The organism is Paenibacillus zeirhizosphaerae (assembly GCF_030705605.1).
GTDB classification, from domain to species: Bacteria; Bacillota; Bacilli; order Paenibacillales; family Paenibacillaceae; genus Paenibacillus; species Paenibacillus zeirhizosphaerae.
The window spans coordinates 190,092-214,228 of record NZ_JAPCKK010000011.1 but is presented as its reverse complement, the minus strand read 5'-3'; the positions used below and the strand labels follow the sequence as shown (position 1 = coordinate 214,228).

Annotated in this window: 23 protein-coding genes; 6 read left to right on the top strand and 17 right to left on the bottom strand. The window is 51.5% G+C overall.

Annotated features, from left to right (window positions below):
• The first annotated feature begins 100 nt into the window (after positions 1–100).
• A complete protein-coding gene (locus OIN60_RS05700; protein ID WP_305753887.1) occupies positions 101–1,018 on the top strand; it encodes a copper amine oxidase N-terminal domain-containing protein in 918 nt (305 codons plus the stop codon).
• Positions 1,019–1,175: 157 nt separating this feature from the next.
• On the opposite strand, the gene OIN60_RS05695 is transcribed toward OIN60_RS05700, so the two are convergent.
• The 4 genes from OIN60_RS05695 to OIN60_RS05680 form a co-directional block, all read right to left on the bottom strand.
• Positions 1,176–2,099 carry an NAD(P)-dependent oxidoreductase gene (locus tag OIN60_RS05695; protein ID WP_305753886.1) on the bottom strand — a complete coding sequence of 308 codons (924 nt, stop codon included), beginning with the start codon at positions 2,097–2,099 and terminating at the stop codon, positions 1,176–1,178.
• 100 nt (positions 2,100–2,199) lie between these two features.
• Entirely contained in the window at positions 2,200–2,565 is a 366-nt protein-coding gene (locus OIN60_RS05690) for a MerR family transcriptional regulator (protein WP_305753885.1), read from the bottom strand.
• Between the two features lie 226 nt (positions 2,566–2,791).
• Positions 2,792–3,244 (bottom strand): hypothetical protein, encoded by a 453-nt coding sequence (locus OIN60_RS05685; protein ID WP_305753884.1) that lies wholly within the window; start codon positions 3,242–3,244, stop codon positions 2,792–2,794.
• 166 nt (positions 3,245–3,410) lie between these two features.
• Positions 3,411–5,636, bottom strand: coding sequence for a glycoside hydrolase family 52 protein (locus OIN60_RS05680; protein WP_305753883.1), 2,226 nt, complete (start codon positions 5,634–5,636; stop codon positions 3,411–3,413).
• A 175-nt stretch (positions 5,637–5,811) separates the two neighbouring features.
• Between OIN60_RS05680 and OIN60_RS05675 the strand changes: the two genes are divergently transcribed.
• Positions 5,812–6,729, top strand: a complete 918-nt coding sequence (locus OIN60_RS05675) for an AraC family transcriptional regulator (RefSeq protein ID WP_305753882.1) — start codon at positions 5,812–5,814, stop codon at positions 6,727–6,729.
• Between the two features lie 142 nt (positions 6,730–6,871).
• On the opposite strand, the gene OIN60_RS05670 is transcribed toward OIN60_RS05675, so the two are convergent.
• The gene (locus OIN60_RS05670; protein WP_305753881.1) at positions 6,872–7,615 is read right to left on the bottom strand and encodes an SDR family oxidoreductase; all 744 of its coding nucleotides are present in this window, start codon (positions 7,613–7,615) and stop codon (positions 6,872–6,874) included.
• 228 nt (positions 7,616–7,843) lie between these two features.
• Here OIN60_RS05670 and OIN60_RS05665 point away from each other — a divergent pair, with 228 nt between their 5' ends.
• Positions 7,844–8,221, top strand: coding sequence for a MerR family transcriptional regulator (locus OIN60_RS05665; protein ID WP_305753880.1), 378 nt, complete (start codon positions 7,844–7,846; stop codon positions 8,219–8,221).
• A 129-nt stretch (positions 8,222–8,350) separates the two neighbouring features.
• On the opposite strand, the gene OIN60_RS05660 is transcribed toward OIN60_RS05665, so the two are convergent.
• Both OIN60_RS05660 and OIN60_RS05655 read right to left on the bottom strand, forming a co-directional pair.
• Positions 8,351–9,496, bottom strand: coding sequence for a copper amine oxidase N-terminal domain-containing protein (locus tag OIN60_RS05660; RefSeq protein ID WP_305753879.1), 1,146 nt, complete (start codon positions 9,494–9,496; stop codon positions 8,351–8,353).
• Between the two features lie 273 nt (positions 9,497–9,769).
• Entirely contained in the window at positions 9,770–10,714 is a 945-nt protein-coding gene (locus OIN60_RS05655; protein WP_305753878.1) for an aminopeptidase, read from the bottom strand.
• Between the two features lie 271 nt (positions 10,715–10,985).
• Here OIN60_RS05655 and OIN60_RS05650 point away from each other — a divergent pair, with 271 nt between their 5' ends.
• Complete coding sequence (locus OIN60_RS05650) at positions 10,986–12,317, top strand: hypothetical protein (protein ID WP_305753877.1); 1,332 nt, start codon at positions 10,986–10,988, stop codon at positions 12,315–12,317.
• Positions 12,318–12,401: 84 nt separating this feature from the next.
• Here the strand turns inward: OIN60_RS05650 and OIN60_RS05645 are convergent, their stop codons facing one another.
• The 9 genes from OIN60_RS05645 to pepT form a co-directional block, all read right to left on the bottom strand.
• Positions 12,402–13,256: an SDR family oxidoreductase gene (locus OIN60_RS05645; protein ID WP_305753876.1), complete on the bottom strand. Its 855-nt coding sequence runs from the start codon at positions 13,254–13,256 to the stop codon at positions 12,402–12,404.
• Entirely contained in the window at positions 13,253–14,347 is a 1,095-nt protein-coding gene (uxuA, locus tag OIN60_RS05640; protein WP_305753875.1) for a mannonate dehydratase, read from the bottom strand. Before uxuA ends, OIN60_RS05645 begins: the two co-directional genes overlap by 4 nt.
• A gap of 93 nt (positions 14,348–14,440) precedes the next feature.
• On the bottom strand, positions 14,441–15,118 hold the full coding sequence (locus OIN60_RS05635) for a GntR family transcriptional regulator (protein ID WP_305753874.1): 678 nt from the start codon (positions 15,116–15,118) through the stop codon (positions 14,441–14,443).
• A 130-nt stretch (positions 15,119–15,248) separates the two neighbouring features.
• Complete coding sequence (locus tag OIN60_RS05630) at positions 15,249–16,112, bottom strand: SDR family oxidoreductase (protein WP_305753873.1); 864 nt, start codon at positions 16,110–16,112, stop codon at positions 15,249–15,251.
• A 202-nt stretch (positions 16,113–16,314) separates the two neighbouring features.
• Positions 16,315–16,872, bottom strand: coding sequence for a 6-phospho-3-hexuloisomerase (gene hxlB / locus OIN60_RS05625; RefSeq protein ID WP_305753872.1), 558 nt, complete (start codon positions 16,870–16,872; stop codon positions 16,315–16,317).
• Positions 16,873–16,877: 5 nt separating this feature from the next.
• A complete protein-coding gene (gene hxlA / locus OIN60_RS05620; RefSeq protein ID WP_305753871.1) occupies positions 16,878–17,516 on the bottom strand; it encodes a 3-hexulose-6-phosphate synthase in 639 nt (212 codons plus the stop codon).
• Between the two features lie 123 nt (positions 17,517–17,639).
• Entirely contained in the window at positions 17,640–17,981 is a 342-nt protein-coding gene (locus tag OIN60_RS05615; RefSeq protein ID WP_305753870.1) for a winged helix-turn-helix transcriptional regulator, read from the bottom strand.
• A gap of 160 nt (positions 17,982–18,141) precedes the next feature.
• Positions 18,142–18,636 carry a methyl-accepting chemotaxis protein gene (locus tag OIN60_RS22560; RefSeq protein ID WP_370872403.1) on the bottom strand — a complete coding sequence of 165 codons (495 nt, stop codon included), beginning with the start codon at positions 18,634–18,636 and terminating at the stop codon, positions 18,142–18,144.
• 464 nt (positions 18,637–19,100) lie between these two features.
• Positions 19,101–20,339, bottom strand: a complete 1,239-nt coding sequence (gene pepT, locus OIN60_RS05605) for a peptidase T (protein WP_305753868.1) — start codon at positions 20,337–20,339, stop codon at positions 19,101–19,103.
• A 174-nt stretch (positions 20,340–20,513) separates the two neighbouring features.
• Between pepT and OIN60_RS05600 the strand changes: the two genes are divergently transcribed.
• Complete coding sequence (locus OIN60_RS05600; protein ID WP_305753867.1) at positions 20,514–21,608, top strand: DNA alkylation repair protein; 1,095 nt, start codon at positions 20,514–20,516, stop codon at positions 21,606–21,608.
• 21 nt (positions 21,609–21,629) lie between these two features.
• Here the strand turns inward: OIN60_RS05600 and OIN60_RS05595 are convergent, their stop codons facing one another.
• Entirely contained in the window at positions 21,630–23,084 is a 1,455-nt protein-coding gene (locus OIN60_RS05595; RefSeq protein WP_305753866.1) for an alpha-amylase, read from the bottom strand.
• Positions 23,085–23,359: 275 nt separating this feature from the next.
• Between OIN60_RS05595 and OIN60_RS05590 the strand changes: the two genes are divergently transcribed.
• Positions 23,360–24,019, top strand: coding sequence for an HNH endonuclease (locus OIN60_RS05590; RefSeq protein ID WP_370872387.1), 660 nt, complete (start codon positions 23,360–23,362; stop codon positions 24,017–24,019).
• Positions 24,020–24,137: the final 118 nt, after the last annotated feature.

Genomic DNA, 24,137 nt, shown 5'->3' with positions numbered 1-24,137 from the left:
TGGTTAATCAACAGGCCTGTTATCAAAAACAACTTTTTTTCCATTTTCATGCTTCTAATACAATGTAACTTAACAAATCCTAAAATTAGGATGGTGTAAAATGTTCAGGAAGTTAGTTTGCGCATTTGCGGCGGTTTCCCTAGTTGTACCACTGATTTTGAGCGACACATCTTATGTTTCAGCCAATGCGGCTGTGGGAATGAATATTAACGGGGTTTTAGTGAGTGACGAAGAACCTAAAGTGATTAATCAGACTACTTTTGTTCCTATACGTACTGTTGCCTTACTCCCTGATCTACAAGTTGCTTGGAACAACAAGACAAAAACGGTCACAGTTACAAACTCTAAGACACAGGAAAAAGTGAATCTGATTGTAGGGAACAAAATCGCTTCAAAAGGAAAGGATAAGATTAGCTTAAGTTCGCCGGTTCGCATGATCGATGGAGTTACCTACGTGCCTTTTCGTTTTATAGGCGAGGCATTTGGAGCTACAGTAAAGTGGGATAATGCCTCGAAATCCGTGGCCATCTACAACACCGGTCCTTCTGTCATCGCAGATTTGAAAAGCGAAGACTTAAAAACAGCGAGAACCGCGGCTCTCAAGTTGCCTAGAATATCATTTCACGAGAAATTCACCACTTCAGATGAATCACACTCAACCACGTATTATTTTCCATATGGCGAGGTTAACAGGTTTTTCATAATCAACAAAGGAGTAATTCAATATTTAGAGATCCAAGATAATGCAGCTTGGGTTAGATGGGAAGGTGTTGAGAGCTCGTCTGCCACTAATAAAGCTGATATTATTCCCAATATTGTTAATGCGGTCAGCAAAGAGCGGGGAGATCGACCGAACATTACCGGCAAGTTGAGTTACTTCGTTGATTTGTGGATGATAGAGCAAATTTGGTATGGAACGATTGAAGAAAACGGAACGAAAACTCAAATTGGAGAAACTGCTGCATCTGGGTCTAATAATGTGATTCTGGAGATCCCAGGCGAACAACGGGTAAATTAATTTTTACTGAAAGATATCCAGTGAAGAAGTAGAAATGGATGAAAAAGTAAACGGACCGGGCAAGGATGAGTACTCTGCCCGGTCCGTTTTTTTGATTTTCGATTCCACTGACCGTCCTTATTCACAAAAAAGTTACTTATGGGACAGCCCCTCATGTTTATGGACGGGCAGCGGACGATTTCTTGAAGATTTCAATGAGGCTGGTAAAGCTATCGCCGGAGTGACCATTCTCCATACCTCGTTTGAAAATATCCAGAACTGCAGATGGCAAAGCAATATCGATGCCGACATCCTCGGCCGTATGAACGACGTGCTCAATGCTCGCGAACCCCATGGCCAGTCTGTCCACATCGCCGGGATGCTTACCAGCGTCGAGTCGCGGCGTGTAGAACTCGACAAATGTTGACAACGATGATAGCGTTGCTGAAGCATAGGGCAAGAACTGCTCCGCCGAAATGCCGTTCGCGCCCGCCACAGCAAGCGCGTGCAGGTAGCTCAGCATGGACGTCCAGAATATATCCATCTGGATCTGATAATACAACATGGCCAGTCCGGGATCCTCACCTCGGTAGTCAGTGCCGGTAAGGACTTCCAGATCCTTCATGTGAGCCTCAAAAACCTCTTTTGGACCGCTATAGTACGTGAAAGAGTCTGGCTTGCCGATTCCAGAAGGCGGAACCTGCACTCCACCGGTGATCAGGCTGGCCCCACGGTCGGATAACCATTTCGCCGCCTTACGGACTTTTTCCGGGGTATCCGAACTTAGGTTGACGAGAACCTTGCCGGACAAATGTTCCGAAGCCGGATTGAGGATCGGGTACATTACATCGTAATCCGTAAGGCTGATGACCGTCAGTTCGTTAGCGGCTAGCGCTTCGTTGATTGAGGATGCTTTGACGGCTCCCCTCGCTGCAAGCTCGTCTGCTTTGCTGGAGGTCCGGTTCCACACGGTCACCTTATAACCGCGTTTCAGGTAAACGTCCGCCATCGCTTGGCCCATCGGACCCAGACCGATGACAGTCACCGATTTGCTATTCCCGGCTGCATGCGCATTGCTGTTCAATGTAAAAACTCCTTTCATGATGAAGTCAAGCACATCATAAAGGATTACACTAGTGTCAAAGTCAACACGAATACAAACGGCCCTGGAGCATTTCATCATGCCCCGGGCTGCGTCTAATTCAGACGGTGATTTTTTTGCTCTTCGTTATATCGATTTGTCTCTCCAATACACTTCTCAATTCATGAAGCGCTTCAATTTGATGATTCACATTGCTGAGCTTCTGTTGATATGTCGCCAGCATTTCCTCGCAAAATTCATATTCGTCAGGATCCGCCGTTTCGCCTTTGAACAAAGTTCCGATCTCATCAGTCGTTAATCCGAGCTTCAAGTATAATTGAATCGCCTTGACTTTGTGTACGGCCGATTCGTCGAAATCCCTATACTCGTTCTCCATTCTAACGGCATTCAGAAGGCCTTTGTTATCATAATGCCGGATCGACCGTACGCTTACGCGGGTCAATTGCGACAGTTCGCTTATTTTCATCCCGCCCGATCCTCCTTCTATGTTCGAGATAGAATCATTATACCAACGACTTTCATGCGGTTCACGATAAAATCTTGCCGTTACTTATGGATGAACACTGGGATACATGACACCTGTTCAGTACCGCCAAAAGGCCCTTAAAAAAGCTGTCTGATTTACTGTTGACAATCCCATTTTTATATTAGTCAATTTCGCATTTATCGAGTTTATTCCACTTTAATTAGACTTAATTGAATAAATTTCTAATAAATTCAGAGTTGAAATCGTTCGTGATTTGATAATGACCACTTCCATATTTATCGTTTCGCTGAAGATCACTGATAGAAATATAGTTTTGGTCATCCAGACGTAAACCGAACCTTAATTTATCATTTTCTTGTATCGAAATCCAATAAGCTTCGCTAAATTCGCCACCCGAATCTGATTGTCTCAACTCAGCCCTAGCAAAACCATTTATGATGTTCTCGATTTTATTACGATCTGTCACTACAATTTCTTCCTCTTGTGAGGAACGCTGGGTCTTCACAATTTCAATTGAAGTAATGTCAGCCACATTCACATGATCTAATACAAGTTCCTTAAAAGACGTGGTATTCGGCCTTGTGATGAAATATACAGCAACTAAAACAGCTATTCCAATAACTAAAATAATGTATTTCCTTCTGGTGGTACTTTTCATAAAAAAACTCCTTAAGGTATTTTTAGCAAGTAAACGTCTCAAGATGCATATTCTCCGTTGTCGGATGTTTGCATTGGAGCCCACGCGGCAGTGCAGCAAAAAAGCAGCCGCGATGCTGCTCATCGCCGCTGCTGAGAAGTGGGGGACATAAAGTATTAATATGCCATTAATAGATGGTGCGTGCAAATTGCTCGGATTGTTCCTGCAGCCCGGCCGTCAGTCGGGTGCCTTTTCCTTCAAATAACCACAGAATGGCTGTCACACCTCGCGGATAATATCTGCTGCCAATGATGTTGCCGGCCAGAATCTGGTCGCTCCAGGCCCAGTAAGAATGCTCCGGATGAGTGAGCCAAGCTGTATGGGCGGCATGGCCCTCCTGCTCCCAGGCCAGCCCGAGGATTTCGCGGGCGATGAACTGGGATAGGTAGATTTTGCTGAGCCAGGAATTGTTGCTCGTCGAGGAAAGCTTCCAGCCTCCGTCCTCGAACAGGCAGATTCCCGGCACAAGTACGGTCTCCAGATGCTGCGTGAGCGCCTGCAGATAGGGGCCAAAGCGGCCATCCGGCTTGAGGGCGTCTTCGCAGCCTGTGAAGTAAGGGAAGATCAGGCCCTCGATGGCAGGAATAATTTTGGAATCATTACCCTCTGCGATGACGGCCGGAATGTAGCCTTGCTCCGTCATCTGTTCGGTGATCGTGGCGGCGCATCTGTCCGCCTGCAGCCCTGCTTCACGGGAAAGCTCTGCCAGCCCTTCCGCGGCAAAAAGCTTCTCAAGCGCAACATATGCGGCCCAGCATTTGCCTGCCAAATAAATGTTGTTCCGCGACTGGCCCAGAGAGACGTCCAGGCTATCATACGTTGTGATCTCCGCTCCGCCGAGCGTGCGCGAGCTGTCCAGGCCCATCAGACCGTTGCGCTCTTCAGCCTCGGGATGGTCGCGGTTCAGCATGCTCTGGAAGCATTCCTGGATAACTGGAAGCATGCGCTCCGTGAAATCCCGGTCTCCGGTCTGTTCCACATATACTAGCGCACAGCACAGCCAGTTGACCAGCTCCTCATGACTCATATAGGAGAAGCAATCATCAATACCGGCTACCTCGTAGGCGGAATATCCTGGACGGGAAAACACGTTGGCAACACCGACGTCATGGGTGAAGGCGATGCCTCCCGGATATTTGCGGTCTTGGCCCGGGAAGAACACCTCGTCATGATAGCTGTAGCGGTTCACGAACAGCTCCAGCTCGTTGCGGACGGTCCACGGGTTCATCGCCAGCTCGAAATAAAGCTGGTCGGCCGTTAGATCCAGGGTGTTCATCATCCGGTATTCGCCTTCATTGACGATCCAGAGCGGCTCGCCGTCGGCATCCAGCAGTTGTGTGCTGCCATAGTAGCTGTGAATGGCATGTGCCAGCATAAAGGACTGGTCGGCGGACAGAGCCGCCGCATCGATCCAGCTATCCGCCACAGTACAGGAGGCGGTGAGTTCCTTGAAGCGACCCAGGGCGTAGCCGGAGACCTCCTCAATTTTGGAGAACAGTCGGGTGTAATAATACGATGCATCAATGCCGGTCGTCACCAGGCCAGCGCGGTAAAAGCAGACGGCGAAGCGATATGTCCGTTGTTCTCCTGCAGGCACCTCCATGAGCAGCGCCCCGGTGCCGCCCAGGCCGAAGGTCAGGTTCTCGGGAAGCGCTTCTTCCAGAATCTTTTCAATAGTAAAGCCGAGCGCAGGAACGATGCTGTTGTTGTCGGATACAATCGCCGTGCTGCGGCCTTGGCCGATGCCTTTACCGCCAGCAGAGACGTGGTCGATGACACGCATGGCGCTATACGGATCGCTTCCCTCGTAACCGAAGAACGCTCTTCTTGCAAATTGACCCTGTGTATTGTCCACGGTCAGTTCAACGAATACGGCAGGAACAAGGGCGGCCTTCAGCTCTTCTTCGCCGCTTTTGCCCGGCTCAGGTACGGACCGGACAGGAGAGTAGATCCGGAACGTCAGATCGCCCGCACGCCATGTATCGGTGCCTGCCTTGTACTCGCGCGAGATGGCAGCTTCGTCGAACGGCAGCAGCTTCGTCTCAGAGGGGCGATACCAGCCGCTCGAAATTTGCAGATGGTTTCCGTTCGGGTTGGAGTGGGAAATTTCATCCGTTTCTTTATCCTTTTTCTCCACATCATATCTGACGCTTTCATCCTGAACGGCTGTGAAGAACGGCAGCGCTTCGTACACCTCACCGTCCCGTGACTGCAGACCGATATACACGTTCTCGTCGGCTGGCTTGCCCAGCTCAAGGCCAAGACCACCTTTGGCACCGCGAAAACCAAGTGTAAAGCTTGCAAATGCCCCGATCGGGGAGTGCTGCGCATTAAAGAATAGATTTGACGTCATGACTGAAACCCCTTTCAATTAGAGTCGAAATGTGCTCCGCTAACTTGTTCAGCTACAGCCTATCACGGAGCGTGCGGCAAGGGCCATTGTCAAATCGCGCCAACATTTACCCAAATCGGGCCGATCCCGGTATATACTGTTGGTATGACGACTTACGGAGCAGGGGGAGCGAGCTATGGCAGCAAGCTTTGTACCGCCCAAGCCGGGCAGTAGCATGGAGGAGGCTTTCTTTCCCGATGTGCGGACGACGGTCAATCTGTTCGCCATCCATACGCGCCGGGTGGGAAGCGGTTGGGATTATCCCGCGCATGAGCATCCGCAATACGAGATTAATGTGGTGTTGGACGGAGAGCAGCATATGAACGTGGAAGGCAGGCACTATGTGCAGCGGGCCGGGGATCTGATGCTGCTTCGCCCGGGCATTGTTCATTCCAGCACGAGCGGCGGAGCGCCCTTTACCTATTTTTGTATGCATTTCGATATCGATGACAAGCTGTTTCTGTCCCTGCTCGCCCGTCTGAAGCAGGAGCTCTTCCCGGCGGACGGATCGGTGGCGGGGCAGATCAGACCAGCGCTGGCCAAGCTGCTTGATCTGTTGGAGCCCGGCGGCGGCAGTACAGTCGCTCAGCGCATGCGAATTCAGTCCGCTGTGTTCGAGCTGTTTGCCGTGCTGTGGGAGGCGGTATCCAGCGAGGCGGCAGCACTCTCGGCTGGTGCCTATGACCGGACCGAGCTGGCATACCAGATCGCCAGCCGTCTGCAGGGCATTGCCAATCAGACGTTCAGGCAGGGGGCGGAAGAGGTAAGCCACTACGGAATCGACGATATTGCGGCCGAGTTTGGCATCAGCGTCTCCCACTGCAGCCGGGTGTTCAGACAGGTGTTCGGAGAGTCGCCACGGACGTATCTTTCCGGGCTTGTCCTGCATGAAGCCAAGCTGCTGCTGGCGGATCCCGGCATGCCTGTACAGCAGATTGCCGCCATGCTCGGCTACAGGGATATCGCCCATTTCAGCAGACAGTTCAAGCGGTGGTCGGGGATGTCGCCCAGCGAATTCCGGCGGATTGAGGCTGTTCGGCAAGGAGATATTTAAAAAGGTAAAAAGGACGAGCCCGTTTACGACAGGCGTCGTCCTTTTATATTATGCGGTTTATTTTCCTCATTCCGGCTGCATTGACCAAAGTATCTACAATGACTTTTCCTTCAAATAGAAAATGAAAGAATGTTTTATCAGCTTACAGGCTTTGCGACGTAGGTCTGACGATCAGTTCATTGATTGTCACATTTGCGGGCTGCTGGATAGCAAACAGAACGGTGTTGGCGATATCGTTTGGATGAAGCTGCTGCCAATCCTTGCTGCCCAGCTTCTCCAGCGCGGGATAGATCGAATCGTCTGTAATGGTGCCGTACAGCTCCGTTTCAACCGCGCCGGGGGAGATGAGGGTTGTGCGAATGTTTTGCTTTGCGTCCAGTTCTGTCCGCATACCTTCTGTCAGCACACGTACAGCATGCTTGGTTGCACTGTACACGGAGCTGGAAGGGAAGGTGAGATGTCCCGCAATAGACGAGAAATTGATGATATGACCTTCATTGCGTTCCTCCATATGCTTGTAAACGGCTGCCATGCCGTAGATTACACCCTTGATGTTAACGTCAATCATGCGCTCCCATTCATCTACTTTTAAATGGCGGAAGAAGGAAAGCGGCATGATTCCAGCGTTGTTAATCATGATGTCAATTTGTCCGTATTTTTGAATCGTAACTTCAGCCAAGGCTTCCATATCGCTGCGTGACGTTACGTCCGTAACCTTATAGCTGGCTTCGCCTCCGGCCTTGCGAATTTCCGCCTGCAACTGCTGCAGGCGGTCTTCTCTGCGTGCGGACAGCATGACTTTAATGTCATGTTGAGCGAGGAGTTTTGCGGTGGCAGCTCCCATTCCACTGCTTGCACCTGTAATAATGGCCACTTTTTGGTTCATGTCGAATCTCTCCTTGTTTTGGAATTTTATGACCAGCCGAACTGGCTTGAGTTCATCTTAGCTAATACAGTAAACTCTAAGTCAAGCGTGAAATTATAAAAAATAAAACATGAAAAAATCCCTTTATTTATAGGGATTATGTTGTTGTTTAGGGCAGATATTTGGTAAAATGGCTTTAAAATTAGCGGAATTGAATTATAGTTAACTCTAATATGAGGAGGAAAAAGAATGTCCACAATTAAAGAGGTATCGGAGGAAACAGGCATCACGGCATATACGCTGCGTTATTATGAGCGGGAGGGAATACTGCCTTTCGTCAAACGGGATACAAGCGGCAACCGTTTTTACGATGAAGAAAGCATGGAGTGGCTGAATTTTATTTTGGCGCTGCGCTCGACGGGCATGCCGTTGTCTGAAATCAAGCAATATGTCGATTTGTATCGGGATGGGGAAAACACCCTGGCCATCCGCAAAAAAATGATGCTTGATCATAAGGCGAAGGTGGAAGAGGACCTTAGACAGACCTATAAATACTTGGAGCAGATTAATTACAAATTGGCGCTGTATGACATGCAGGAGAAGGGGTTAATGAGGATGCTGCCTTAAGTGCCCCAGTCTCATGATCCAATAAAGATACACGAAGCTCCCTGGGAAATAGAATATCCAAAACTGAACAAGCTCCTGAATGGTCACATGGACCATTTCAAGAGCTTGTTCACTGTCAGGTGATGCTGCCTAACTGCTTATCGCTTCCAATTCCATCATCATCTTAACAATTTCGACGCCATAGGTAGGGTTGATCGCCCATGTCCCGCCTAATGCCTCCACCGTAACGGCCTGCCCCATCAAACCGGGAAAGTGCCTTGGATCAGATGTGTAGGCTTTAGGGTAATCCGGAGCGCCTGCGTACAGCGCCAAATGGTCAATCTGCGCCTGAACCCCTTCCTGCCAGCTCGAAAAGCGTTGATGTGCCACATGATCTGTGTCGGAGCCTCCGATTGGCGTTTTTAAGCCGGCCGGATTCATAAACGTTTCATCTAATATGCCTCCAAATTTTCCAAAGCCGGTCTCCTTTGCAAACTGGCAGTACACCACAACCGGATCGACCCCCGCTTTTGGCGCCTCATCCCAGACGATATCCGCCAGATCTATGAACACATCCGTTGCGCTCTTGGCCCTTGCCCATTCCTTTGCCTGCTGAACAGTAGCTCTTGGGGCAGACATTATGTATGTATCGCTAGGTTGAGCCGGTTGAGTCTGAGTCTGCTCATCGGAGTTGTTGTCTTGTGTTTCCTTGTGAGACAGTGTAATGGTATCGCCAGCGGAGCCCCACATAATGTCCATCCCGGCAAGTTCACTCAGAAACCTTAACGGGACATAAGTTCTTTCGTGAAGTATCATGGCGCTAGTATCCATATCTATTTGCGTTCCGTTGACAACAGCCACTTTGTCGTCGATCTTCAAATCTACATTCACATTGTCTTTTGTCAGAATAATACTTTTTTGGCCGCTGCTTGCTCCCCATTTCACATCAAAATTCAAGGTCTCCGCCATGAATCTGACAGGTACCTGTACTCTGCTATTTTCGTCTATAAACGGCTTCGCATCCGGAAAATGGACTTCCGCACCATCATATATCAGTTGGATGTTACGCTCCATGGTGCTGCCAGCATCATCAGATTGGGGCGTATCGCCTGACAAATCCAGCTTGGTAACGTCTGTATCTCCAGTAGAATCTGTAGATTGCCCCATGTTGTCAGTTACATTGTCAAATCCTTCAGGCCGGTTTGAAGCCAGAATTAAAGAATTTTGGGCTAAAACCAATGTCATCACCATTGCGGTAAAAATGACGAGCCTCAATGGGTGATACCGCTGCTTCATTTAAATTGACCTACTTTCATTAAATAGTATAGCTAGCAATTGCTTCAGAAGCTAGAGAAATTGTACCCAAAATGTAACTTATGAAAATATGAATCAATTGCTAGTGTTTGATTATTGGTGATTTTTGACCTTGTGGGGCGCCTGGAAAATCGTGCGAGACAAGAAAACCACCGGGGATTGAACTGCACCCCAATTGTTAGACACCATCTAACATTGGAGGTGCAGTTCACTTTTCCGAATCTATTCATATTCCAATACATTATGCAATTTCTTTCAAACAAGCTTCCCGCTTTTCATAATCAGATTCTCATCCAGATACACATCCGGCTGTCCGACCACGCCGTCCAGATGCACACCGGCCGAGATCGTTCCGCCGAACGTATTGTTGCTGCCAAAAGCGACATGGATGGTGCCGTAGACCTTCTCATCCTCCAGCACGACGCCCGTGATTCTCGCTTTGTCATTCGTGCCGATGCCGAATTCGGCCAGCATTCGGCCGTCTCCATCGCCGAGAATCTCCAGCAGCTTTGGACCGTCAGGCCCTTCTGTTTTCACGATCCGCCCTTGCTCAATCGTGAGCAGCAGCGGGGAGCTCAGCTTGCCGATGCCGGCCATGGAGCCGTCGATCAGAATTTGGCCTTCCGCTGTGCCTTCCAGCGGCGCTATGTAGGCTTCCCCGGACGGCAGATTGCCAGACTCACCCGGATTCAGGTACATGCCGGTGCTGGGTGCGCCTTCGCGGCCTGCGATAGAGAAAGTAAGTGTATAGCCGTCTTTTTCAATACGTACCGATTCGGCTGGCGTCAGCATGGCGGTTACCTGCTCGGTCAACGCTTTGACCTGATGGTAATCGGCCGAGATGGCGCCCTCAAGGAACATATCCTCTGTAATACCCGGCATTGTGGCAAGGCGGGCTCCCGAAGCGGCGGCCTGCTTGCGTGCCAGCGTATGGGTCAACGAATGCTGGGTCACACAGACGACCACGTTCGATTGCGCCATGGCGGTGGCAATGGCCAGCGGCGGCTCTTCGCCGGATTTCATCCGCTCCTTCATGACCACGAGCATCGCCTCAGCCCCGAGCTGCTTGCCGGCCTCATACAGAGCTTCGGCCAGTTCCTTTTTCACATCATCCGCCACGACCAGAAAGGTTTCTTCCGCCTTCAGGCCGAGACAGCTTTGCAATACATTTTTACTGATATCCACCAGCTGTTGTTTCATCCTTCATCCTCCTTCTATCGCGTAGTGTCTGGAGCTTTACCGTTCCATTATAACAGGATTCCCACGCACGCTGGGTCAGATCATTCCGCTCTTTTTCAACAACAATCGAAATGGTTTGATATCATATCAACACATTTTTGAAATATTGTAAAAAGAAGCACTTTGTATCATGAGGCAGTGTTGAAAGAAGTATTATAGATGAATTCTTTCACATATAGTCTGAAAAAGGTCATCATTGCATTGTGATCAGAACTATCAAGGGGGAATACGCATGCCACAAACTTCAATTGCCGCTGAAGACTTTGGTGTGATGCCGGGCATCGATAATTACACCGCGCTGCAAAATGCGATTGATACCTGTGCCGATTTGGGGGCTGAGCTGGTTTTGCCTAACGGTATCCTTAACATCTCGCAGGGGATTGTCAGCACGCGCACTAATTTTTTCATTCGTGGAAGAGGGGCCACGGTGATCAGAACGACCGATCCTGCGGTGACCGCCTTGCGGCTGGGACCGGGATTGGTAGGTACTCCGCTGCTGGACCCTGCAGGCTATATCAGCAATTTGTCCATTCAGGGGCCCTCAGCCAGACCAACAACCAATTCAGCGGGGCTCGTGCTTAACGGAGTCCGGGGACTGGATATCCACAACGTGAAATCGACCAATTTTACCTTTGGCTTCGATCTGCAGAACAACTGCTTCCGCACGACCTTCCATAAGGTTCAGACAGAGTTTGGCTCCACGCAGGTTGGGCTGCTGCTGCGCGGACAGGACGCAGGGCTGTGGGGGAGCGGGAGCGATCTGGTATTCATTAACTGCTGGTTGTATGGGGAACGGGCTGGCGTCTGGATTCACCGGGATGGAGGAGGATACCATTTCTACGGCGGGCAGCTTGGCATGGGCTATAATCTGATAGCAGACAACGACGCCTGGGGCTGTATGGTGATAGGAATGGACTATTTTGACAATTCAAAAATCGGAGTTGTGGGCAATATTGACGTCATCGGCATAGATTTTGAAGGCTACCATCACGGATGGGGCATCCGTGGATACGGAAGAGCAATCTTCAAATCATCGAACTGCAGCTTCCTGGGTACCTCGGCAACTCATATGGCCATGGGGATTATTAAGGTTTCTCCGGCGGAGAACGGTCAATGGGGATTTGAATCCTACAATATTGACGGTCAGTTCTCCCAGACTCAGTTGGCACAATTCTCGGGACAGGGCTCGCACATGTCGCTGTACGATGTTATCCCGGGATTCGGATACCGTGCCTACGCCAACGGAGTGCAGGTGGGCATCGGTGAATCCTTATCCTCGCAATCGAAGCTGGATTATGGTCTGGTGGCCGGGCGTACCGGCAGATACCCTTACATCGGGGCAGGACGAATGCGCTTCAGAAAAATTGACGCGGCGACTCCGCAAATCTCCTTCGATCATGGACTGACCTATTCATCGTTTCCGGTTGTCCGTACCGGCACGGTCGCTCCAACGATGAATGCGAATTATATTGGAGAAGAGTATATCGATACCGTCACTCGAACGGCCTACAAAGCGGTAGGCACCGGAGGCGGTGCCGCAGATTGGAAGCAGATTACAAATTGATTGTTCGTACCCGAAAATGAGGGGCTTCCAGTAATGCTGGAAGCCTCTTCCGAATCAGATGCGGGATGCTGTCGCCGGGAAAGTTCAGACTCCCGAATACGCCATGAAGCCGCCGTCCACCGGAATGACCGTGCCGGTTACGAAGCCGGAGGCAGTGTCGTCGGCGAGCCAGAGCAGTGTGCCGAGCAGATCTTCAGGCACCCCGAAGCGCCGCAGCGGAGTATGGGCCATGATTTTGGCCGAGCGCTCGGTGAGCGAGCCGTCCTCGTTCGTAAGCAACTGGCGGTTCTGCTCGGTCAGGAAAAATCCCGGCGCGATCGCATTCACCCGTATGCCGGACTCGGCTAGATGCACCGCCAGCCACTGCGTAAAGTTGTTGATCGCCGCCTTGGCGGCGCTGTAGGCGGGAACCTTGGTCATCGGGCTGGGGGCGCTCATAGAGGAAATGTTGAGCACGACAGCACCTGGCCGACCGATCATTCCTTTGGCGAATACCTGTGTTGGGATTAAAGTCCCGACAAAGTTCAAATCAAGCACCTGACGGAAGCCGGGCACGCTCAGGTCAAAGAACGTTGTCACCTGCGGCTGATTCAGGTCATCAGGCTGGAACGTCTCCCGGCTTGTGTTGGCGCTGGCATGGTTTCCACCCGCTCCGTTAATGAGAATGTCACAAGGGCCAAGCAGGCGGCGGACGGTTTCCTCGGCCTGCTTGACGCTTTCTGTATCCGTCACGTCGCAGGCAACGGCAACAGCTTCTCCGCCATGCTCGCGAATGTCCCGTGCTGTCCACTCGCCTTTTTCGGCAGTACGGTTCAGAATGGCGACTCGGACGCCCTGGCGGGCAAGCTCTTTGGCCATGGCGCTGCACAGTACACCGGAGCCGCCGGTTACGACGGCTACTTTTCCGGACAAGGCCGGGTGGAGGGGGAGAGCGGTCATTGTACGGCCTCCTTTTCAGCGACAGGCACATCCACGCCACGCTGATAGGCATCCCACAGGCCCCATAAGTACATGATGCCGAGCGCCCGGTCATATAGTCCATATCCCGGTCTGCATTGTTCATCCCAGATGTGACGACCATGATCCGGTCTGGCGTACCCGGTAAAGCCGACGTCGTGGTATGCCTGGACAATACCGGAAATATCGACGGTCCCGTCCTGTGTCCGGTGCGAGGTCTCAATGAAGTCCCCATTCTCGAACACCCGCACATTGCGGATATGGGCGAACGGAATACGGTCGGCAAATTCATGAATCATCGCAATGATGTCATTATCCGGGTTGGCGCCGAGTGAACCGCTGCATAAGGTGATGCCGTTGGACGGGCTGTCATGCAGTGCCAGAAACTTACGCAGATTGTCCTGACTCGTAATGATGCGGGGCAGCCCGAAGATAGGCCATGGCGGATCGTCGGGATGGATGGCCATCCTTATGCCGTTGCGCTCCGCCACAGGGATGATGGCATCGAGGAAATACTGCAGGTTCTTCCACAGGTCCTCTTCGGTCACCCCTTGGTAGGCTTCGAACAGTGACGTCAAATGCTCCAGCCGCTCCGGCTCCCATCCCGGCATCGTCAAGGCGCTGTTCTCGTTAATCTGGCGCACCAGCTCTAACGGATCAATACCGTGGATTTTGGATTTTTCAAAAAAGAGGGCGGTCGCTCCGTCTTCCGTCGCCTTGTGCAAATCGGTCCGCACCCAATCGAACACCGGCATAAAGTTGTAGCAGATGACCTTAACGCCGACCTGAGCGAGCTTTTCAATCGTTCTTATGTAGTTCCCGATATATAGATCGCGTGTCGGCCGCCCCAGCTTGATATCCTCATGCACATTGACGCTTTCCACCACATCCAGATGCAGCCCGGCCCGGTCCGCTTGTTCCCGAATTGCCATCATCCGCTCCAGAGGCCATTCCTCTCCAGCGGGCACATCGTGCAGCGCCCATACAATGCCTTCCACCCCTGGAATTTGCTTGATCTGTTGCAAAGAGACCGTATCATTTCCTTCACCGAACCAGCGGAATGTCATTCGCATTCCAACACCGCCTTTCTTTTGATAGGATAACGCTTACAAAACTACGCCGCTCCCGTGGAACAGGCGCTTGCGCCTGAACCTTGAAGCCAGAGCTTACTTAAAATATTCGGGATACTGTTTCCTCAGGACACTCAAATCGGCCACGCCGAGATTCAGATGCTCATGCATAATCCGTGCAGCCGTGTCCGGGGACTTCCTGCCCACCGCCTCCACCATCCGGCTGTGCTGATCATATAAATGCTCCCAATGCGGATTCGTATCGAGCCGCAGCATGCGCACCCGGTTAAAATGGATGTTCATCTGCTGCATCACGCTCCAGGTTGCAAGCTTGCCGCAGCCTTCAAACAGGATGCGATGAAACTCCTCATCCAGCTCGAACAACCGCCGCCCGTCATGCTTTTCAATACTTTCCCGCTGCTGTGCCAGGTTGGCCTCCAATTCCGTAAGTCGTTCGGCAGGGAAGTTGGAGCAGGCCAGACGTACCACGGCGGATTCGAGCTGCTCGCGCATGAAGCGCGCTTCCTCCACAAGCCCCGTATCGATCAAGGATACCTTTGTACCACGCTGCGGCAGCACCAGCACCAGTCCCTCCTGGGCGAGCCTGACGAAGCTTTCACGCACCGGAGTACGGCTGACCTGAAAGAGAATGGAGGTTTCCTTCTCGGACAGCGCGGTCCCGGGCGGAAGCTCCAGGTTCATGATCTGCTGCTTCAGCCGGGCATACACGGAATTTCCAGCCGATCCGCTGTGCCGGTACATGGTTTCATCCATATATTCACCTCCTTAATCACCATACTACCATACAAGTATGGTAGTCATCATTCCTTTTTTTGATAAAAACACGTCAAAGAACCGCGATTTGGAGCAATCGCGGCTCTTTCAAGTCGATATGATCGTCTGCTTATTTAAGCTGATTTACAAGCCGGGACACAGCTTCGTCCAGCGATACGGCAGGACGGCCGAGCAGAGTCTCCAAGTCGTTCGAGCTGACTTCAAGCGCTCCTGCCCGTATGCCGGACTGGATGCCGATCACGATCGGCAGCGCTTCCTGAGGCACGCCGACTTCGGCCATGATACGGCCATAAGCCTCATCATCCACATGCTGCACGGGGACCTCACGGCCAAGTGCTTTGGACAGGACAGCAGCGAGATCGTCATAGGTTGCAAGCGTTCCAGACAGCTCATAGACCGTATTCTCATGGCCGTTGCCTACCAAAACAGCGGCGGCAGCAGCGGCATAATCCTCACGTAGCGCCCAGCCGACTTTGCCGCTTCCGGCTGACACGGTTACAGGAGCGCCTGCCAACGCTGCTTGGATCACACCCATTTCGTTCTCCAGGTACCAGTTGTTTCTCAGGAAGGAGTAAGGAATGCCTGTCTCCCGGATGGCTTGCTCCGTAGTGCGATGAACTTCCGCGAGGAACAGAGGACTTTCAGCAGCGTTGGTCGCACTGGTGTAAGCGATAAAGCCTACTCCTGCGCGTTGTGCCGCAGAAACGGCGTTCTTGTGCTGACGAATCCGCGTATCGTTGTCATCTGTAGCAGAAATGAGCAGCAGGCGGTCAATACCTGCGAAAGCCGTATCGAGCGAAGCGGGATCGTCAAAATCGCCTTGCCTTACCTCAACGCCACGAGCAGCCAGATCGTCTGCTTTGTGGGGATCACGCACGCTTACTGCAAGACTGTCGGCTGCAACCTTGGTGAGCAGTGTCTCGACCACCATTGAACCCAATTGTCCGGTAGCGCCGGTCACTAATATTTTCATATGAAATCTCCTCCTGAACAGAAAATTATAAAGCAGCTAAACTAAATAGATCGTAATGTAACTAATATAGTTACATTTGAGTTTTCTGTCAAGTGAACTTCACAAGCTGTTGTGCTGTGAAGACATAACAAAGCCGCGATGAATGCTACATCATCGCGGCTTCCTATCATTACGCTAGCTGCCAAGGCAATGGGACAACTGTCTATTCAAGATTGGCATGCTTGCCGTACATACTTTCCGTCGTTTGCTTCGTCTGCTCCATAATCCTCAATACAATGGCATCACCGAACAGGAGCATGCTCTGTTCAAAGAGAGAGCCCATCGGCTGGATGGTCTCGTAATGCGCGCTCGCCGGGTCTTTCTGTGAGCCGGGGAGCTTGACCACAATATCCGCGCTGGAGCCGATATATGACTGGGGTGCGGTCGTGAGGAGGGCGACGGAAGCACCCAGCGATTTGGCTTTATCGGCCATGGCGGCAAGACTCTTCGTCTCACCGGAGCCGGAACCGATAAGCAGCAGGTCTCCATGGCCGATCCCAGGCGTAACCGTCTCACCGATCACATGACTGTTCAGACCGATATGCATAAGCCGCATGGCGATGGATTTGACGACGAAGCCGGAACGGCCTGCTCCGGCAACGAAAATCTGCCCAGCCTCCATGATAGCCGAAGCCAAGCGCTCGGCCTCTTCACTGGAGACCACCTCCGGTGCTCTTTCCAGCTCCTTGAGGATTTCCGTCAAATATTGGACTGTCTGCATGACGATTAGGCGCCTTGCTTAACCAATTGCTGCATTTGAGCCGCTATGGCTTGCTTGTCGCCTTCTCCTGTAATGCCGCCGCCCACAATGACGAGGTCCGGTTGGGCAGCAATCACCTCAGGCAGGGTGCTCAGCTTGATGCCGCCGGCTACCGCCGTTTTGGCATGCTTGACGACGCTCTTGACCGCTTTAAGGCCTTCAAAAGGACTTTCGCCTTCAGCCTGCAAATCATAGCCTGTATGCACACAGATGTAGTCGACACCCAGCGCATCCACCTCTTTAGCCCGCTGCTCCAGATTTTTGACACCGATCATGTCCACGAGAATCTTTTTCCCGCCTTGTTTTCTGGCTTCTTCAACAGCGCCGCGGATGGTTGCATCCTCGGCCACGGCCAGAATCGTAACGATGTCCGCGCCTGCTTCGGAAGCCTTCATAACCTCATAACCGCCTGCATCCATCACCTTGAGGTCGGCTAATACTTTCAGGTTAGGGAAAGCTTCTTTCATCGCCTTTACCGCATGCAGGCCTTCGTTGATGATGATCGGCGTGCCGATTTCCACCACATCGATATGAGCTTCAACCTCTTTTACTAATGCGATCCCTTGCGGAATGTCTACCAAATCCAGTGCTAATTGCAGTTCCATTGTTCTGTTCGCCCCTTTAATGTTTTACTGTCGAGTCCATTGTACTTTTTGTTCTTTCATAATGTAAGTACGCACTATTTCGGAACGTAGTATCCTCGAAGTAAGGTGGTTACCAGAAGGGAACTATGATTCGATGGAATTGCCTTCTCCCAGATGCTGCTGGTGCTGTGTCCCCCAGTCCGCCATTTCATCCAGTAGCTGCCTGACAGTCAGGCCATATGGGGTAAAAGAATATTCGACCTTAGGAGGCACCTGTGAATACACTTCCCGATGAATAATGCCGTCATCCTCAAGCTCACGCAGTTGCTGAGTCAGCATTTTCTGCGTGATGCCCGGCATATCTCGTCTGAGTTCACCGAATCTTTTGGCGCCGTCGGTCAGATGGCATAGAATCACCGGCTTCCACTTGCCCCCGATGACTTTAAGTGTGAGCTCTACCGCCGTTTTGAACTGTTGGTTTCCCATATTGCTCCGACTCCTTCGAAAAGCTGATCATTATATTGTATATGAGCCTGTTGCAAAAATCCATTGTGCCTAAAACAGCGAAAAAGCGGTCCCCTGAACCGATGATGGATACCGGGGGCCGCTTTTGCTTATATGTGTGAGGACGTTATCCTTCTAAATATTAAACGTTATAGACGGTCAGGTTGCCGGCCAGCTCCTTCATCGTGTCGCTCGCCTTTTGCATGCGTTCAATCACTTCCGTAAATTGGCCAACCAGGGATGCCTGCTCTTGAGAGGATGCAGCGATTTGGGCGATTTCATGCTCCATTTGACGCATGGAATTTTGCACATCCTTCAAAGCCGCTTCAATATCTGTCGTTGCCTGCTTAGATTCAACGGACAGCTTACGCACCTCTTGAGCCACAACGCCGAAGCCTGCTCCCGCTTCTCCGACACGGGCTGCTTCAATGGCGGCATTCAGGCCCAGCAGGTTGGTCTGGTCTGAAATCTCTTTGATGAAGGTCGCAACCTGGTTGATCTTGGACGAATTTTCAACCGCTTGCTTCGAGTTCTGCAAAATCTGTTCACTGGTAGCCTGAAGCTCTTGGGAATGCGCGGCAACGTGCTGGACCATTTCTACCAGTTGGTCTGAAATCGCACGGCTTTCCTCGACCATCTGATCCAGTTGGGATTGGTTACTCTGGTTATAGATAGCAGCGAACACAGCGACAATATCACCATTCTCATCGTGTACAGGAGCACATACCATGTGCAGTTCAACACCGAAGGTTTCCTTCGGGACCGTGATCATAGTCGCTTCATTCCCGTTCTTCAGCATGGCAAAGTCCTTGAACCCGTCAACCAGCACATATCCTGGCTTGAAACCCATATCAAAATCGGAGGTTCCTCGATACGCTACAACCTGAGTTCTATCGAACAGCGCAAGGTTCAGCTTCTCCCTCATTACTTTTTCCAGATAAGGCAAAGCGGTAATCAGAGCTTCTAATATGTTCAAGTCAACCAACCTTTCAAGGATGAAATTAATATGGGTCATACATAATACCCTATATTTCGGATGGAAGGCCTTGAAAATGAATACGGCTTCTATAAAATAAAGTGCTGCAGGAGGACGCGGTTCCCTTAGCTGTTACCACGCTCTTCATATAACCGGATGATTTCCAGCATAACCTCGGTGGCTTGTACCATGACATCGGCGGAGATGAATTCAAATTTGCCGTGATAGTTTTCGCCGCCAGTGAAAATATTCGGTGTGGGCAGTCCCATATAGGAGAGCTGCGAACCGTCCGTGCCGCCGCGGATGGGCTTGATTTCGGGCTCGATGTTCAAATTTTGCATAGCCTGCTGGGCGATGTCCACAATATGTTTCACAGGCTCAATCTTTTCCCGCATATTATAATATTGATCCTTGATCTCCAGAAGCACGCGTTCTTCTCCGTAAATGGCGCGGGCTTCCTCCACAATTTGGGTCAGCCGGGCTTTGCGGCTTTCAAATTGCTGCCGGTCAAAGTCCCGGATGAGGTAGTGCATTCTGGTTCGTTCGATATCTCCCTGGATCGACATCAGGTGATAGAAGCCCTCGTATCCTTCCGTAAACTCAGGAGCTTCCTGCGGAGGGAGCTTGGTATGAATAAACATCGCTATTTTGGCGGCATTCACCATCTTGTTCTTGGCCGTGCCGGGATGGATATTAACACCGAGGCAGGTGACCTTGGCGGCTGCGGCGTTAAAGCTCTCATATTCCAACTCACCGAGCGGGCCTCCATCCATCGTATACGCATATTTCGCGCCAAAGGCGGCGACGTCAAACCGCTGCGGCCCTCTGCCGATTTCCTCATCGGGTGTAAAAGCAACGCGAATTTTGCCGTGCTTGATTTCCGGATGATGGATCAGGTAGTCCATAGCTGTCATGATCTCGGCTATACCGGCCTTGTTATCCGCGCCCAACAGAGTGGTGCCGTCTGTTGTGACCAGTGTATGCCCTTGATAACGGGACAGGCTGGGGAAATCACGAGGAGACAAGATGACCCGTTCCTGCTCATTCAGCACAATGTCCTGTCCGTCGTAGTTCTCAACGACCTGCGGGCGGACACCCGCGCCGGTAACCTCTGTCGCTGTGTCCAGATGGGCCAGGAAGCCGATGACTGGCACGGACTTATCCGTATTGGAGGGCAGGGTTGCCATCACATAGCCGTTCTCGTCCATGGTTACCTCCTGCATGCCTATGGCGTTCAGCTCTTCCACGAGCATGTGTGCAAGGGTTATTTGCCCAGGTGTCGAGGGGCAGGTCTCATTCTCCTCATTGGATTGGGTATCGACCTGGGCGTAGGTGCTCAAACGTTGAATCAAGTCTTGTTTCACGGATTCATACTCCTCTCCGAAGGTTGTAGTTATTGCTCCTAGTTTACCATGATGCACGCGGTTTTTCCTGAGGGTTATTTCTGATGCTTCATGGGGAACGTATGTGCTATAATAAAACATCTTTAGAACTGAGCCCTAGATCACATGATATGGAAAACGACCCGGAGGGAAGAGATGTCAACATTCAAGGAATTATTTAGCCCCGAATTTCTGGAGGATACGGCAGCCGTGTTCCGTAAGGTCTACCCGGATTTTGACGGTGCCCGTTTTGTGGAGCGTGTCCAGGATGGGGAATGGGAGCAGGAGGAGTTCAAGCAGCGCATCCGCCATATTGCCCGTGCCCTGACGGAGGTGCTGCCGCCATCCTACCCGGAAGCGCTGGATATATTATGTGCGGCGGCTCCTGACTGTAGAGGAGTAGAATATATTTTCTTTCCGGACTTTGTTGAGCTGAATGGGCTTGAGTATGAGGAGCTCTCCCTGGAGGCGCTCAAGCAGCTTACCCGGTATTCCACCTCCGAATTTGCGATTCGCGCCTTGATCCGTCGGAATCCGAAGGGTGTCATGAGCCGGATGCGGGTATGGGCGACGGATAGCTGCGAGCATGTGCGGCGGCTTGCAAGTGAAGGCTGCAGGCCTCGTCTGCCATGGGGAGGGCAGTTGAAGGAATTTATCGCCGACCCGGCCCCGGTCATTGAGCTGCTGGAGCTGCTGAAGAGCGATCCTTCTTTGTATGTGCGCAAGAGTGTAGCCAATAACCTGAACGATATTGCCAAGGATCACCCGGATCTGGTGGCGGATATCGCCCGTGCGTGGAAAGGGGAGAACCCTCACACGAACTGGATTGTCCGGCATGGCTGCAGGACTCTGCTCAAGAAAGGTGATCCGCAGGTGCTGAAGCTGTTCGGGCTGCAAAGCGCGGAAGGGGTGGAAATCCGTGATCTGCATCTAGCCCGGCCATCGATTACAGAAGGGGAGGAGCTGGAGTTTTCATTTACCGTGTTCAACCCTGCCGGGGAGCCGCTGCTGCTGCGGATTGAATATGACATCCTATATATGAAAGCGAACGGTATTCCCGCACCTAAGCGTTTCAAGCTGTCCGAGAAGGCATACCCTCCGGGGATCAGCCTGGTTACGAGACGCCATGCGATCCGGCCCATCACGACAAGGAAGCATTATCCCGGTACGCACGGGCTGGATATGATCGTGAACGGTGTGAAGCAAGCTTCGGCTGAATTTGAGTTGGTCATCCCGACAATGGACAAATGATTGCTGAATGCGGGTAGGCCATCATTTAGCCAGCGCCCATACGGATACACTGCGTCCGTTGACCGGAAACTCGGCCCATCCGTTCGGATCAATCTGGACCTGGTCATGCCGGTTGCCGGTCAGATCGGTCCATAATTCACCGGCTCTATGCTGGCCGACACGCATTCGCTTATTCCCGTCTTTACCGTTGGAAATCACGACAGCGCAGCCGGAAGCCTTGAGTTCAGGCGTGCCCAATCTTACCCAACCGATGGTATTCGGGTGGTTGAAGTAATCCTGCTGGTCACCGTAGGCTTTCTCATAACGGGCATAGAGCAGCGGATCGATCTGTGCCTGCTTGCCTTCAACAGACTCGTCCCCCTCGATCCCGTAATAATCCCCATAGAACACACAAGGATAGCCGTCTCTCCGCAGCAGTACGAGAGCGTAAGCCATCTGCTTGAACCCGTCTTCTACCCAGGATTCCAGCGCCCCATTCGGCTGAGAGTCGTGATTATCTACGAAGGTGACGGAATTGAGCGGATGTGTATTGACCAGCGTATCTTTGAAAATGGTAGACAGATCATAGTTGCTGCCGGCCAGCGAAGCGTTATGTAGCTTGTAATGAAGGGCCACGTCAAACAAATCTATTTTATAGTCAACGGTATTCAGAAATTTTTGGCAGGATTTGAGATCGGACTTCCAAAATTCGCCCACGATATAGAAATCCTGTCCGCGTTTCTTGAGCATCTCTGTTGCGAACTCGCGGATAAACTCGTGGTTAATATGCTTAATGGCATCCAGCCGGAATCCGTTGCATTGCAGCGTATCCACAAGCCATTTGCCCCATCGGATCATCTCTTCCCGTACAACCGGGTTGTTATAATCAATATTGGCGAACATCAAATAATCGTAGTTGCCAAACTCATCGTCCACATTTTCGTTCCACTGCTTGTTCTTGCCCAGGATGCGGTAGATGCCGGTCTTGTCCCGTTTCTCATCATAGTCGGTTCCGTTGAAATGCTCGAAATTCCATTTGAACGTTGAATATTGGTTCCCGCGTCCATTGAAGGTAAACTTCGTCCAGCCCTCGATATCAAAAGGCTTGGAAATCACCTCGTTGCGGTTGGCCGGATTCACCTCAACCACCTTGAACAGCTCGGTTTCATCCGCCCCCGCTTTATGGTTCATAACCAGATCAACATAGACAGCCAGACCGTGCTTCACACAGGCGGCCATGGCTCCCAGCAGCTCGTCCTTAGTGCCATATTTGGTCCTGACGGCTCCCTTCTGGTTAAATTCCCCCAGGTCATATAAATCATATACTCCATACCCCGTATCATCGGGGGATTGTCCTTTGGTCACAGGTGGAATCCATAACGCGTCGATCCCTTTTCGCTTCAGTTCAGGCACCCGCTCCATCAGCCGCTGCCAGTGTTTCCCGTCAGCCTTTACGTGCCATTCAAAAAACTGCATCATCGTATGATTTCTTTTCATGCACGTCCCTCCCTTTGCATATATAACAAGTTACCCATTAGGCAAGGTATGCTAAACTTCTGCTGCCGAAGAACGTACCCATACAAGCGGATGAATGGGTTAGACGGGTTGGCTTATGCCTTTATTTTAACTGGATTATGGTACAATACAAGCAGCAGGCTGTAATTTTGGTTAGGGCTAGTCTAGGGTAGGGTTTAGTGTTTAACGGATTGGACAAATATAGATATCGGACAAGCGCAAGGAGGTGACCTGACGGCAGTTCATTCTGCCCGGATATGATGGATGCAGCCGAACAGACGATGCTGAAGTACTGTAATTACTGTAAAGAATACAAGCCTCTGGCCGGTTTCCAGCGAAGAACAGGTCGGAAATCGGGGCCGCTTTCGCGGCGGGGCGCATGCCGGGATTGCCGGCACCACAAGAATCAGGCTGCTGCTGACAAATCTGCGCCAGACAGACCGCAAGCGGAGAAGACGGCTCCCCGTGCGCTTCCCGTTTCTATGGAGAGGCGGCAGCTCACAACCAAGGGTGGACGAGCCCAGTTGAATCCCGACGATGCGGCTGCGCTGCGTCCGAACAGGAACGGAATGATCCGCCTGCGCGGTAAAACGGACAAGGGCCGGCGCTGGAACCAGGAGATCGACCCTGAGCTGGCGGTGACCCTCGTGAAGGAGCATATGGCGGTGGTTGTCAACCGCTCGACCATCCGGCGTTTATATACGAATCGTGAATTCCGCCGTTATATCATGATGAGGGATAAATACACCTGTTATTTCTGCGGTAATTACGGCGACACTCTCGACCATCTTCTTCCCCGTGCCAAAGGCGGACATACAACGCCGGTGAACTGTGTCTGTGCGTGTAATGAGTGTAACCAGTCCAAGGCGGACCGGGATGTTGACGAGTTCATACGGGAGAGTGTGCGGCTGACCTAAATAATACGAAGAAAAAAGAGGGTGTCCCCAAAGGCTCTTGACCGGGGGACTCTTTTCGTGTGTGTTTCGCGCGTGGGTGAGACGCTCCGAGAACGAAGCATTCCTCCAATCCCTGTTG

Excerpts from the sequence above, each read along its gene's own strand:
- OIN60_RS05700 (WP_305753887.1), top strand. The coding sequence starts at position 101 with ATGTTCAGGAAGTTAGTTTGCGCATTTGCGGCGGTTTCCCTAGTTGTA.
- OIN60_RS05695 (WP_305753886.1), bottom strand. The coding sequence starts at position 2,099 with ATGAAAGGAGTTTTTACATTGAACAGCAATGCGCATGCAGCCGGGAAT.
- OIN60_RS05690 (WP_305753885.1), bottom strand. The coding sequence starts at position 2,565 with ATGAAAATAAGCGAACTGTCGCAATTGACCCGCGTAAGCGTACGGTCG.
- OIN60_RS05685 (WP_305753884.1), bottom strand. The coding sequence starts at position 3,244 with ATGAAAAGTACCACCAGAAGGAAATACATTATTTTAGTTATTGGAATA.
- OIN60_RS05680 (WP_305753883.1), bottom strand. The coding sequence starts at position 5,636 with ATGACGTCAAATCTATTCTTTAATGCGCAGCACTCCCCGATCGGGGCA.
- OIN60_RS05675 (WP_305753882.1), top strand. The coding sequence starts at position 5,812 with ATGGCAGCAAGCTTTGTACCGCCCAAGCCGGGCAGTAGCATGGAGGAG.
- OIN60_RS05670 (WP_305753881.1), bottom strand. The coding sequence starts at position 7,615 with ATGAACCAAAAAGTGGCCATTATTACAGGTGCAAGCAGTGGAATGGGA.
- OIN60_RS05665 (WP_305753880.1), top strand. The coding sequence starts at position 7,844 with ATGTCCACAATTAAAGAGGTATCGGAGGAAACAGGCATCACGGCATAT.
- OIN60_RS05660 (WP_305753879.1), bottom strand. The coding sequence starts at position 9,496 with ATGAAGCAGCGGTATCACCCATTGAGGCTCGTCATTTTTACCGCAATG.
- OIN60_RS05655 (WP_305753878.1), bottom strand. The coding sequence starts at position 10,714 with ATGAAACAACAGCTGGTGGATATCAGTAAAAATGTATTGCAAAGCTGT.
- OIN60_RS05650 (WP_305753877.1), top strand. The coding sequence starts at position 10,986 with ATGCCACAAACTTCAATTGCCGCTGAAGACTTTGGTGTGATGCCGGGC.
- OIN60_RS05645 (WP_305753876.1), bottom strand. The coding sequence starts at position 13,256 with ATGACCGCTCTCCCCCTCCACCCGGCCTTGTCCGGAAAAGTAGCCGTC.
- uxuA (WP_305753875.1), bottom strand. The coding sequence starts at position 14,347 with ATGCGAATGACATTCCGCTGGTTCGGTGAAGGAAATGATACGGTCTCT.
- OIN60_RS05635 (WP_305753874.1), bottom strand. The coding sequence starts at position 15,118 with ATGGATGAAACCATGTACCGGCACAGCGGATCGGCTGGAAATTCCGTG.
- OIN60_RS05630 (WP_305753873.1), bottom strand. The coding sequence starts at position 16,112 with ATGAAAATATTAGTGACCGGCGCTACCGGACAATTGGGTTCAATGGTG.
- hxlB (WP_305753872.1), bottom strand. The coding sequence starts at position 16,872 with ATGCAGACAGTCCAATATTTGACGGAAATCCTCAAGGAGCTGGAAAGA.
- hxlA (WP_305753871.1), bottom strand. The coding sequence starts at position 17,516 with ATGGAACTGCAATTAGCACTGGATTTGGTAGACATTCCGCAAGGGATC.
- OIN60_RS05615 (WP_305753870.1), bottom strand. The coding sequence starts at position 17,981 with ATGGGAAACCAACAGTTCAAAACGGCGGTAGAGCTCACACTTAAAGTC.
- OIN60_RS22560 (WP_370872403.1), bottom strand. The coding sequence starts at position 18,636 with ATGGTCGAGGAAAGCCGTGCGATTTCAGACCAACTGGTAGAAATGGTC.
- OIN60_RS05600 (WP_305753867.1), top strand. The coding sequence starts at position 20,514 with ATGTCAACATTCAAGGAATTATTTAGCCCCGAATTTCTGGAGGATACG.
- OIN60_RS05595 (WP_305753866.1), bottom strand. The coding sequence starts at position 23,084 with ATGAAAAGAAATCATACGATGATGCAGTTTTTTGAATGGCACGTAAAG.
- OIN60_RS05590 (WP_370872387.1), top strand. The coding sequence starts at position 23,360 with ATGATGGATGCAGCCGAACAGACGATGCTGAAGTACTGTAATTACTGT.